The sequence below is a fragment of the Nocardioides sp. R-C-SC26 genome, from assembly GCF_021246465.1.
Classification (GTDB): Bacteria; Actinomycetota; Actinomycetes; order Propionibacteriales; family Nocardioidaceae; genus Nocardioides.
This window is the reverse complement of the sequence record NZ_JAHRHK010000004.1, coordinates 98,100-108,144: the sequence shown is the minus strand read 5'-3', so window position 1 is coordinate 108,144 and position 10,045 is coordinate 98,100. Positions and strand designations below refer to the sequence as shown.

The following is a 10,045-nucleotide window of genomic DNA, read 5'->3' as shown; positions in this document are numbered from 1 at the left end:
CGCCCCCCCCCGCCCGCCGCCGGGGGGGGGGGGGGGCCCCGCCCGCCGGCGCACGCGGCGCGGATGAGGACGTCGAGTCTCAGCCGACCTTGAGGACGCGGGTGTCCGCGAGCTGGTCGTGCCACCCGCGACGGCCCACGGTGTCGTTGCTGATGGTCACCGCGATCATGATCACGGCGGCCAGTTGAGCCAGGCCGCCCAGGAACGTGCCGACGAACGGCACGATGAAGGCGAGCTGGATCAGGTAGAAGCAGTTTCGCTTCACCGACTGCTCAGCGGTGATGAGACCGTCGCCGTCGGCCCGGGTGACCTGCAGCTTGAGTGCCTTCTTGCCGATGGTCGCACCCTGGCTCGACTCCAGGTAGGCGAAGTAGCCGATGGTGAGCCCGACGTTCACCGCCGAGACGAAGATCCAGTAGAGGAACCACTCGCCGGTGCTGTAGCGGAACCCGTGCAGGAACAGCACGTTCCCGATCGTGCTGATCACGAAGAAGGGGACGGCCAGGATCAGGCCGTCGATCAGGCGGGCCAGGAACCGGTCGAGCAGCTCAGCCGGACGGGGCAGGCCCGGGGCCGGCGGCGGAGGGGGCGGGGGATAGGACTCGGTCATGCCGACAGCCTGACGTAGTTCGGTCGGTCGTCGGGGCTGTTTCGTCGCAGATCGCGCAACTCCGGTTCCGCGATCAGGCAGCGGCCTTCTTGCGCGCCCGACGCGACGGCTTCTTCTTCACGCGCAGCCCCAGCAGGCCCGAGACGACAGCGCTGACGGCGACACCGGCGGAGGCGAGCCCGGCGTTGCGGGTGAGCGCCTTCTGCTCCACACCCTGGTAGGCCGTCACGGCGTCGGCGGCGTCGACGGCCATGCCGATCAGGACCAGGTTGCGACGGGACGAGCCGCTGCTCACCAGCGTCGCCAGACCGAGCGCGATCTCCCGGTGACCGAACCACTGGTGGAGAAGCTCCGCGTTCGACCGGATGCCGAGCGGACCGGTAAGGACGTCGGGCTTCGCGATCGCGATGGCACCGACGGCGATGCGTCCGAGTGAGAGGCTCGTCACGGGATTCATGCCGGGAACCTAGCGCATATCCGGTCCCGCGCCGGGGACTCTCACTCGAGGTACGCGCCGAGCCATCGGCCGAGTTCGGCGTGGGCGCGTGCGCGCACACGGGGTTCGGAGAGGAAGACGTCGTGGAGCGCTCCCTCGACGGCGACGTAGGTGACGTGGCGCCCGACGCTGGTCGCCCAGCGGCGGATCTGCCCGACGTCGAGCACGATGTCGGTGCTGTGGACCTCGGGTCCCATCTCCCGCGGCCACGAGCTCTCCGCGGAGGACAGCACGAGAACCGGGACGTCGACGTCGAGCCCGGCCTGGAGGCGGAGGTGGCCCTGCCGGATCGCCCGCAACCAGCCGACCCGCACCGGGAAGGACTCGATCGGCTTCCATGCGAGGTCGAAGTCCCACTCGCCGTCGTGGTCGCGATGCAGGCTCCGGCCGTAGAAGCCCGAGACCGAGCGCGGGATCTCGCGCATCGGTGTGCGCCGGCCGACCCGGTCGACGAGCGCGTTCGCGCCGGCGCTGCGCAGGACCGGAGGTCCCTGCATGTCGAACCAGGGTGCGTTCAGCACGAGCGCACTCAACTGCGACGGCCGACGGACGTCCGCCCACAGGGCCGCTGTCAGGCCACCGGTCGAGTGCGCCGACACCGCGATGGAGTCGTGACGGTCGCGCGTCGCGATCCGCCACCACACGACGTCGAGATCGACGAAGTACGCGGCCAGGTCGTCGACGTAGGTGGGCGACTGATGCGGGAGCAGGGAGCGCCCGTACTTGCGCAGGTCCACCGCGTAGAAGTCGTAGCCGCGGTCCAGCCACCACTGTGCGTACTCGACCTGGAAGAAGTAGTCGGTAAAGCCGTGGACGTGGAGCACGGCCCTTCCGTTCGGTCGTGGAGCCCGACGGCTGACCAGAGTGGTGACGACGGGCCCCTCCGCGTCCGGGGGCAGGGTGATCTGCTCCGCCACCCAGGGTTCGCCGAGAAGATCGGTCGTGAAGGAGGACACGTCACCAGTCTGGCAGTGCCGACCGGTGCAGCGACTGATCGTCGTGCCGACGTGGTCCTCGCCGCGAGCGCACGTCCGCTCGGGGTCAGATCCACGGTTCGCCCGCGCACGGATGCGTGGCTCGGTAGGTTCAGTCGGTGCCGTGGTTGCGTTCGCTCACCGACGGTTGGCGCTCGGGAACCCGGAGGAGCCAACTCGTCGTGCTCGGCCTGCTCGCGGCCGGGGTGCTCGCGACGACCGCGCTCTCCTGGGAGCAGTACGAGCTCTTCCCTCTGGCCGGCTTCTTCCTCTGGCAGGTGATCGGCGCGCAGCTGCTGCGATTCCGTCCCCTCGTGATTCACGTCGTCCTGGTGGTGGCCTGCGGCATCGCCGCGATGACCAACCAGGGTCCCCTCGCTGGGTACCGGATCGCCGCCGTGGCGATGTTCTGCCTCAACGGGGCACTGGTCGTCTTCATGGCCGGTCGACAGCGCAGCGGACTGCCGAGCCCCCTCAGCGGCGCCCTGCTGGCAGATCTGCGTGATCGGCTCAACGCCCAAGGCGCGGTGCCCGTTCTCCCGCTCGGATGGCACAGTCAGAGCGCGATGCAAGCCGCTCACGGCGTGGGCTACGCCGGCGACTTCATGGTGGCCGACCTCGACGAGGAGCAGCAGGTCCTCGACTTGGTCCTCGTCGACGTCGTCGGGAAGGGCGTGAAGGCGGCGCCTTCTGCCCTGCTCCTGGCCGGTGCTCTCGGCGGGCTGATCGGCACGGTGCGGGGAGAGGCATTGATCGAGGCGGCGAACGCCTTCCTCCTGCGACAGGACGGCGACGAGACGTTCGCGACCGCCGTTCACGTCACGATCTGCCTCCGCACGGGCAAGTACAGGATCATCAGCGCCGGCCATCCGCCCGCGCTCCGCTGGGAACCGGGCGCCGACTGGGTCGTCGACAACGCGCGAGGGCTCGCGCTCGGGGTGCTCGCGCACCCGGAGGAGCACGCCAGCGTCGGCGTCCTGCAGCCCGGTCAAGCCCTGCTCTTCTACACCGACGGCGTCGTCGAGTCGCGCGGAGTCGACATCGACGACGGCATCCGCTGGCTCCAGGAGACCGCGCGTCGCGCGTGGCTCCGGGGACCCGACGGCGCAGCCAGACGCATCATCCGTGACGTACCGCGCGGCGACGACGATCGCGCCGTGCTGATTCTCAGCCGCGAGGAGACGACGACGTGAGCGGAACGAGTCCGGAGTCGACGATGGTGCAGCTCGGAGTCGGGGCGCCCGACGCACGCGACTTCGCGATGGCCGTGCGCGTTCACCGCGCGGACTCTGCCATCGAAGCACCGGACGACGTGCCCGTGGTCGCTCTGCACGGTCTCACCGGTGCCGGCACGACGTGGGACGTCCTCGGTACGGCCCTGGCGAAGCGCGGGCGACGTACGATCGCGCCGGACCTGCGCGGGCACGCGGGAACGGACCGTCGCGGTCCTTACACCTTCGAGCAGACGACCGAGGACGTCGTGGCGCTGCTCGACCGTCTCGACGTCCCCCTGGTCGACCTCGTCGGGCACTCGCTCGGCGGGCTCCTCGCCACGCGGGTGGCGATGCAGCAGCCTGATCGCGTGCGCCGTCTGGTGGTCGAGGATCTCCCCGCACCGTGGGGCGGCCCGCCCGAACACGACGGGGACCGGGTTCGACGCTGGCGTGGCCGCAACGCCACCTTGACCGCCTACGCGCTGGCCGCCGGGGTGAAGAACCGTCAACGCCACTACCAGGTCGCGGCCGTCGACCGCCTCCTCGTGGCCTTCGGCCGGCGCGACCCGCAATGGTGGGCGGGTCTTCCGCAGATCAGGGCCTCCACCCTGGTGATCGCCGGTGGCGCCGGCAGTCACGTGCCGCAGTCGCCGATGACGACGATGGCCCGGCTCATCCCGGACGCCCACCTGGAGCTCGTCGACGTCGGTCACCGGGTGCACAGCACCGATCCGGATCGGTTCGCCGCGCTGGTGGTGCCGTTCCTGTGCGGAGAGCCGCGCGACGTCTCGCCCTGATCAGTGCCGGTAGGTGCCGTGCACCATGCCGCGAGCCAGCGTCTTGAACGCCAGGTTGAACGAGACCACGGCTGCCGAGGCGTCGGAGTCCACGCCCAGCTCGGGCACCTTGACCGCGTGGACGACGAAGAAGTAGCGGTGCACCTGGTCGCCCTCGGGTGGCGCTGCGCCCATGAACGCCTTCGAGCCGCCGTCGTTGCGGCACATGAACGCGTTGCCGGGCAGCTCGGCACCTTCGGCGCCGGCGCCGGTGTCCAGCGAGGTGACGTCGGCGGGCAGGTCGACCAGCACCCAGTGCCAGAACCCGGATGGTGTCGGGGCATCGGGGTCGAAGCAGGTGACCACGTAGCTCTGGGCGCCCTCCACGGCGTCCCAGGACAGCTGCGGCGAGGTGTCACCGAGCGCTGCGACCTGGTCGTCCTTGAGGGGAGCGCCGTCGGTCACGTCGGCACTGGTGACGTCGAAGGACGGCACCGGCGCCAGCAGGTCGTAGGGATTGGGGGAGATCGGGCGTTCGAGAGCCATGCCTGCCACGTTAACGAAGGAGCAGGCCTGGGAGGATCCCCCTCGTGAGCGAGAACCCCGTGTACCCGGTCGGTCTGCGCCTCGAGGGACGTCGGGTGGTCGTCGTCGGCGGTGGGCAGGTCGCGCAGCGCCGCATCCCCGCGCTCATCGCGGCGCGCGCCGAGATCGTCGTCGTGGCGCCGACCGTGACGCCGGCGGTCGAGGGTTTCGTCGGGGCGGGCGAGGTGACGTGGCAGTCGCGGGAGTTCGCCGACGACGATCTGGACGGCGCGTGGTACGTCATCGCGGCGACCGACGACGTCTCGGTCAACGAACGGGTCGCCATGTCGGCCGAGGAGCGACGCGTGTTCTGCGTGCGCAGCGACGACGGCTACTCCGGCTCGGCCTGGACGCCCGCGACCGGTCACTCGGACGGCGTCACCGTGGCGGTCCTGGGTCGGCGTGAGCCGCGCCGCACGTCGGCGCTGCGCGATGAGATCCTCGAGGGGCTGCGCGACGGGCGCCTGGGCCGTACGGAGGCGCCGGTGAGGGTGCCGGGCGTCACGCTCGTCGGTGGTGGCCCGGGCCACCCCGAGCTGCTCACCATCGCCGGACGTCGTGCCCTGATGGAGGCCGACGTCGTCGTAGCCGACCGACTGGCTCCCCGTGAGGCCATCGGCGACCTGCCGCCGGACGTCGAGGTGTACGACGTCGCCAAGCTCCCGCGCGGTCGATCGGCCCAGCAGGAGGAGATCAACCGGATCATCGTCGAGCAGGCGCTCGCGGGCCGTCGGGTCGTGCGCTTCAAGGGTGGCGACTCCTTCGTCTACGGCCGTGGCTACGAAGAGGTTCTGGCCTGCCGTGCCGCCGGTGTCCCGGTCACGGTGATCCCCGGCATCAGCACGCCGATCGCGGTACCCGGTATCGCGGGGATCCCCGTCACCCACCGCGGCGTGACGCACGAGTTCACCGTCGTCTCGGGGCACCTCGCGCCGGGCAACGAGCGCTCGCTGGTCGATTGGGGTGCGCTTGCGCGCATGCGCGGCACGATCCTGCTGATGATGGCGGTCGAGCACGGTCCGCAGATCGCGGCTGCGTTGGTGGAGGGTGGCCGGCCCGCCGACACCCCGGTCGCCTTCGTGTGCGACGGCTCGATGCCGACCGAGCGGGTGGTGCTGTGCACTCTCGGCGACGTCGCCGCGACGATCGAGCGGGAGGGAGTCCAGCCTCCCGCGATCATCGTCGTCGGCGACGTCGTGGCGGTCGCCCACCCCCACCACTTCGGCGGCATGCCCGCCGGCGCCGAGAACGCCTGAGGAACTGCACGGCATGGCGGAGCTGATCGAGATCGCCGACCCCGACGACCCTCGGTTGGCGGATTACCGCGACCTGCGCGACGTCTCCTTGCGCAAGCACGTCGAGACCGAGCACGGACTCTTCCTCGCCGAGGGGGAGAAGGTGGTGCGCCGCGCCGTCGCGGCCGGGTATGCAGCGCGCTCGTTCCTGATGGCACCGCGCTGGCTCGACGGCCTGGCCGATGTGGTGGAGGCGAGCGCCGCCCCCTGCTTCGTCGTCCCGGACGCCATGGTCGAGCAGATCATCGGCTTCCACCTCCATCGCGGCGCGTTGGCCTCATTCCACCGGCGCGCACTGCCGAGCGTGGACGACGTCCTCGCCGACGCTCGCTCGGTCCTGGTGATGGAGGAGATCGTCGACCACACCAACGTGGGTGCGATGTTCCGCTGCGCTGCCGCCTTGGGGTTCGACGCCGTCCTGCTCGCGCCTCGTTGCGCCGATCCGCTCTACCGTCGCTCGGTCAAGGTGGCGATGGGCACGGTCTTCGCGCTGCCGTGGACACGCCTGGAGCACTGGCGAGACGCCCTTCCGACGCTCTCGGCGTCCGGCTTCACCACCGTCGCCCTGACCCTGGCCGACGACGCGATCGAGCTCGACCAGGCGGTGGAAGGCCTGGACCGCGTGGCGCTGGTGATGGGCGCCGAGGGCAACGGTCTCTCCGCGCACTGGCAGGAGAGCGCTGACCGGCGGGCGATCATCCCGATGAGCGCGGGTGTGGACTCGCTCAACGTAGCGGCGGCAGCGGCCGTCGCGTGCTACGTCACGGCGCGGCGCTGACGCATCGGCGCGTCGGGGAGGCGATCGTGGCTGCTAGGTCGCGTCGGCGGGCCACGTCGGGGCGTAGTCGTCGGCGACCTTGGCCTGGAGCTTGTCGAGCTTCTTGCGAGCCTTCGTCGCGAGCCGGTCGCCGAACACGGTGCCGAGGGTGTGATCGGTCTCGTGCTGCAGGCAGCGAGCGAGCAGGCCGTCCCCGGCGAAGGTGACCGGCTCGCCGTCCAGTCCGGGACCGGAGACGGTCGCGAAGTCGGGCCTGGCCAGCTCGTGGAAGGCACCAGGGAAGGACAGGCAGCCCTCCTGGTCCTCGTCGAGCTCGCGCTCCTTGCCCTCGGGGAGGGTCAGCACCGGGTTGCAGACCACGCCCACCGTGCGCCGCCCGGACTCGTCGGGGCAGTCGAACACGAAGATCGCCACGTCCTCACCGATCTGGCACCCGGCCAGTCCGACGCCGTCGGCGGCGTACATGGTGGCGACCATGTCGGCGGCGAGGGCCCGCAGGGCGTCGTCGAAGACGGTGACGAGCTGCTGCGGACGATGCATGACCGGGGTTCCCCAGCGGGTGATCGGCCTGGTGGTGCCGCCGGTGGGAAGTGGTCCGTGCGGGGCGAGAGGGGCGTCGTCCGACATGGTCGAGAAGCCTACTGAGGCGTGACCCTCGGCGTGTGACCGCGCCCACGACGGTTGGTGTAGCGCCGAGTGTAACTCCGAGTTACATTATTCCCATGTCCCTGATCAACAGCCTCAAGCCGGGTGGCCGCAACGGCGTTCCGCGCTCGGAGTCGAGCGATCCGATCGGCTACCTCGTGGCCGGTCTCAACCGTCTCGCCCAGAGCGACATCCTCGACCGCGTCAAGCTCCGCAAGCCCGCCGAGCAGGCCGTCTTCACCGTCACCCGCAACGGGTTCAAGACGATGACGGCCGCCAGCCGGACGTTCGCGAAGGCGGGCAGCAAGGACAAGGCCGGCGCGCGCCCGGCCGACGCTCCGCGCCCCGGCGTCTTCGACCTCACACCGAGTGAGGACGAGCAGATGCTCGTCGACGTCGTCGGCGAGTACGCCGCGGAGGTCCTCGTGCCCGCGGCCGCCGAGGCGAACGAGACGTGCCTGGCCCCCGAGGCCGTGCTCAAGGCCAGCCTGGAGATCGGCATCCCGATCCTGGGGATCCCCGAGGCGCTCGGCGGCATCTCCGAGGAGCGCAGTGCGATGGCCGGCACCTTGGTCGCCGAGGCCCTCGCCAAGGGCGACATGGGCCTGGCCGTCGCGGTGCTCGCGCCCGGTTCGGTCGCGACCGCGCTCGGGCTGTGGGGCACCGAGGCGCAGCAGCAGACGTATCTGCCCGCCTTCTCCGACTCCGACGTACCGGCCGCCGCACTCGCCCTGAACGAGCCGAGCGTGCTGTTCGACGTCCTCTCGCCGAGCACGACCGCGACCAAGACGGCCGGGGGGTATGTGCTGAACGGCGTCAAGTCCGCGGTCGTCCGGGGCGCTGAGGCCGAGTTGTTCGTCGTCGGCGCGACGCTCGAGGGCAAGCCGGTGCTCTTCCTGGTCGAGTCCTCCACGCAGGGTCTGGCCATCGAGGGCGACCCCGGCATGGGCGTGCGGGCGGCCTCGCTCTCCACGCTGACCCTGACCGACGTCACCGTGGGATCGGACGCCGTGCTGGGCGCCACCGACGGCACGACGTACGCCGAGTGCGTCCGGCTCTCCCGCCTCGCCTGGTGCGCCCTCGCTGTCGGCACCGGTCAGGCCGTGCTCGACTACGTGACCCCCTACGTCAAGACGCGCGAGGCCTTCGGTGAACCGATCGCGCACCGCCAGTCGGTGGCGTTCATGGTCGCCAACATCGCGATCGAGCTGCAGGCGATGCGCCTGCTCACGTACAAGGCGGCATCGCGTGCCGCTGCGGGCAAGGACTTCTCCCGCGAGGTGGCGCTCGCCCGCAAGCTGTGTGCCGAAAAGGGCATGCAGATCGGCCTCGACGGCGTCCAGCTGCTCGGTGGCCACGGCTTCGTCAAGGAGCACCCGGTCGAGCGGTGGTACCGCGACCTGCGTGCCGTCGGCATCATGGAAGGAACGGTGCTCGTCTGATGGCCATCAACCTCGATGACCCGAAGAAGTTCGGCGCGCTGCGCGACCAGGCTCACCAGGTCGCGATGAACATGCTCCGCCCGATCTCCCGCAAGTACGACCAGGCCGAGCACGAGTACCCCAAGGAACTCGACATGCTCGCGGCGATGATCGACGGCCTGTCGGAGTCCGGGGCCAGCGAGGGTGCCGGCGCCGCCGGCGTCCGCCGCGAGGAGTCCGGCGACGACAAGTCCGTCAAGAACGGGTCGAACCTCGCCTCGGTCATGTCGATCGCGGAGATGTGCTGGGGCGACGTCGGGCTGTTGCTGTCCATGCCGCGACAGGGCCTGGGGAACTCCGCGATCGCCTCGGTCGCCAACGACGAGCAGCTCAAGCGTTTCGAGGGCACGTGGGCGGCCATGGCGATCACCGAGCCAGGCGTCGGGTCGGACTCCGCGAACATCTCGACCACCGCGGTGAAGGACGGCGACGAGTACGTCATCAACGGCGAAAAGATCTACGTGACCTCCGGCGAGCGCGCCGACTCCGTCGTCGTGTGGGCCACTCTCGACAAGTCCTTGGGACGCGCGGCGATCAAGTCCTTCGTCGTCCAGAAGGGCACCCCGGGCATGAAGGTGGAGAGACTCGAGCACAAGCTCGGCATCCGCGCCTCCGACACCGCGGTGATCACCTTCACCGACTGCCGGGTGCCGGCCGAGAACCTGCTCGGTTCACCCGAGGTCGACGTGAAGCAGGGCTTCGCCGGTGCGATGGCCACCTTCGACAACACCCGTCCGCTGGTGGCCTCGATGGCCGTCGGCTGCGCGAGGGCCTCGCTCGACCTCACGCGAGACCTGTTGGAGCAGGCGGGCGTGGTCGTCGACTACGACCGTCCGGCGATCAACCAGTCCGCGGCTGCGGCGAAGTTCCTCCAGATGGAGGCAGACCTCGAGGGCGCGAGGCTGTTGATGCTGCAGGCTGCCTGGATGGCCGACAACCGTCAGCCGAACTCGTTGGAGGCCTCGATGGCCAAGGCGAAGGCGGGGCGCGTGGGCTCCGACATCACGCTCTCGTGCGTGGAGCTGGCCGGTTCGCTCGGCTACAGCGAGAACGAGCTGCTCGAGAAGTGGTCGCGAGACTCCAAGATCCTCGACATCTTCGAGGGCACTCAGCAGATCCAGCAGCTGATCGTGGCGCGCCGGATCCTCGGCCTCTCCAGCGCCGAGCTCAAGTGACGCCTGCCGACCGGCG

11 protein-coding genes are annotated in these 10,045 nt (G+C 70.2%); 6 read left to right on the top strand and 5 right to left on the bottom strand.

Features of this window, described 5'->3' with window-relative positions; translation table 11 throughout:
- Nucleotides 1-79 precede the first annotated feature (79 nt).
- From KSO97_RS05245 to KSO97_RS05235, 3 genes are all read right to left on the bottom strand, one after another.
- Complete coding sequence (locus KSO97_RS05245; RefSeq protein ID WP_232676930.1) at nucleotides 80-610, bottom strand: RDD family protein; 531 nt, start codon at nucleotides 608-610, stop codon at nucleotides 80-82.
- 73 nt (nucleotides 611-683) lie between these two features.
- Nucleotides 684-1,067: a hypothetical protein gene (locus KSO97_RS05240; protein ID WP_232676928.1), complete on the bottom strand. Its 384-nt coding sequence runs from the start codon at nucleotides 1,065-1,067 to the stop codon at nucleotides 684-686.
- Nucleotides 1,068-1,108: 41 nt separating this feature from the next.
- A complete protein-coding gene (locus KSO97_RS05235) occupies nucleotides 1,109-2,062 on the bottom strand; it encodes an alpha/beta hydrolase (RefSeq protein WP_232676927.1) in 954 nt (317 codons plus the stop codon).
- A gap of 137 nt (nucleotides 2,063-2,199) precedes the next feature.
- Between KSO97_RS05235 and KSO97_RS05230 the strand changes: the two genes are divergently transcribed.
- Both KSO97_RS05230 and KSO97_RS05225 read left to right on the top strand, forming a co-directional pair.
- Nucleotides 2,200-3,273 (top strand): PP2C family protein-serine/threonine phosphatase, encoded by a 1,074-nt coding sequence (locus tag KSO97_RS05230; RefSeq protein WP_232676926.1) that lies wholly within the window; start codon nucleotides 2,200-2,202, stop codon nucleotides 3,271-3,273.
- Complete coding sequence (locus tag KSO97_RS05225; RefSeq protein ID WP_232676925.1) at nucleotides 3,270-4,091, top strand: alpha/beta fold hydrolase; 822 nt, start codon at nucleotides 3,270-3,272, stop codon at nucleotides 4,089-4,091. The genes KSO97_RS05230 and KSO97_RS05225 overlap by 4 nt, the downstream gene beginning before the upstream one ends.
- Here KSO97_RS05225 and KSO97_RS05220 read toward each other — a convergent pair whose 3' ends face one another.
- Complete coding sequence (locus KSO97_RS05220; RefSeq protein WP_232676924.1) at nucleotides 4,092-4,616, bottom strand: YbhB/YbcL family Raf kinase inhibitor-like protein; 525 nt, start codon at nucleotides 4,614-4,616, stop codon at nucleotides 4,092-4,094.
- Nucleotides 4,617-4,660: 44 nt separating this feature from the next.
- Between KSO97_RS05220 and cobA the strand changes: the two genes are divergently transcribed.
- Together cobA and KSO97_RS05210 are read left to right on the top strand one after the other, a co-directional pair.
- A complete protein-coding gene (cobA, locus tag KSO97_RS05215) occupies nucleotides 4,661-5,911 on the top strand; it encodes a uroporphyrinogen-III C-methyltransferase (protein WP_232676923.1) in 1,251 nt (416 codons plus the stop codon).
- 13 nt (nucleotides 5,912-5,924) lie between these two features.
- A complete protein-coding gene (locus KSO97_RS05210; RefSeq protein WP_232676922.1) occupies nucleotides 5,925-6,728 on the top strand; it encodes an RNA methyltransferase in 804 nt (267 codons plus the stop codon).
- Nucleotides 6,729-6,761: 33 nt separating this feature from the next.
- On the opposite strand, the gene KSO97_RS05205 is transcribed toward KSO97_RS05210, so the two are convergent.
- A complete protein-coding gene (locus tag KSO97_RS05205; protein ID WP_232676921.1) occupies nucleotides 6,762-7,355 on the bottom strand; it encodes a peptide deformylase in 594 nt (197 codons plus the stop codon).
- 95 nt (nucleotides 7,356-7,450) lie between these two features.
- On the opposite strand from KSO97_RS05205, the gene KSO97_RS05200 reads away from it, so the two are divergent.
- Both KSO97_RS05200 and KSO97_RS05195 read left to right on the top strand, forming a co-directional pair.
- Nucleotides 7,451-8,815 carry an acyl-CoA dehydrogenase family protein gene (locus tag KSO97_RS05200; protein ID WP_232676920.1) on the top strand — a complete coding sequence of 455 codons (1,365 nt, stop codon included), beginning with the start codon at nucleotides 7,451-7,453 and terminating at the stop codon, nucleotides 8,813-8,815.
- Nucleotides 8,815-10,029 (top strand): acyl-CoA dehydrogenase family protein, encoded by a 1,215-nt coding sequence (locus KSO97_RS05195; protein ID WP_232676919.1) that lies wholly within the window; start codon nucleotides 8,815-8,817, stop codon nucleotides 10,027-10,029. The genes KSO97_RS05200 and KSO97_RS05195 overlap by 1 nt, the downstream gene beginning before the upstream one ends.
- The last annotated feature ends 16 nt before the right edge of the window (nucleotides 10,030-10,045 follow it).